This is a genomic window from Motilimonas thetidivivens, assembly GCF_046452435.1.
Lineage (GTDB): Bacteria > Pseudomonadota > Gammaproteobacteria > Enterobacterales > CBDFNC01 > Motilimonas.
The window spans coordinates 1-735 of record NZ_JBKFDK010000062.1; the positions used below are offsets into that span (position 1 = coordinate 1).

A 735-nucleotide genomic window follows, 5' to 3' on the forward strand; every position below is an offset into this window, starting at 1 on the left:
TATTTTGCTTCTCTAAGTCGCAAGTATCCATCATCAAATAAGGAAGTAAGGTAATGGCAAGAAAAAGTATTCCACCCACAGTTCAAGCTGATGTTTTAATAAAATGTAGACGCAGGTGTGCATTGTGTGTGGGAGTTGATGGAAACATGAGTGAGCGCTCAGGTCAAATTGCCCATATAAATGGCAATCATGCTGACAATCGTTTCGAAAATTTAGTCTGGCTTTGTTTAGACCACCATGACCGATTTGACTCTACGACTAGCCAAACTAAAAACTACACTCAAATAGAAGTAAGAAACTATCGAGATAACTTGTACCAAAGCTATGCTAGTTCTGAGTATAGTGATGCCGACTTAAGTTTAGTGAGATCGTATCTTCATGAGTACTCTTCTATATTTACCTATATTTTCCATGAGTACAGTGAGCTGGCATTTGCTATAGACTCTGATGTGATGCAGTCCTTAGCAAATATTAGAGACTTTTGGCATACCAATACACTTCGATCTTTTAATTCAAGTATTCGAGAAATACAAGATCATATCGCAAATAACATCACTGGCTTGTTAAGCATATTTGAGATAAATATGTATGATTTAGCTGGAAATTACATTCGATTCGATACAAATAGATTTTCACATGCAGTTCTTACGAAGAAAAAGCAAGAGGCGAAAAACTATGTGGACTCTATTGCTGATTACTATAAAAACCTTGAAAGCATTGCCACGAACTAAAATA

General features: G+C 36.1%; 1 protein-coding gene. It reads left to right on the forward strand.

Annotated features, from left to right (window positions below):
- Nucleotides 1-53 precede the first annotated feature (53 nt).
- Nucleotides 54-731 (forward strand): HNH endonuclease, encoded by a 678-nt coding sequence (locus tag ACK8OT_RS19235; protein ID WP_410198126.1) that lies wholly within the window; start codon nt 54-56, stop codon nt 729-731.
- Nucleotides 732-735 lie beyond the last annotated feature (4 nt).

Coding starts and splice junctions, on each gene's coding strand:
- ACK8OT_RS19235 (WP_410198126.1), top strand. CDS start 54: ATGGCAAGAAAAAGTATTCCACCCACAGTTCAAGCTGATGTTTTAATA.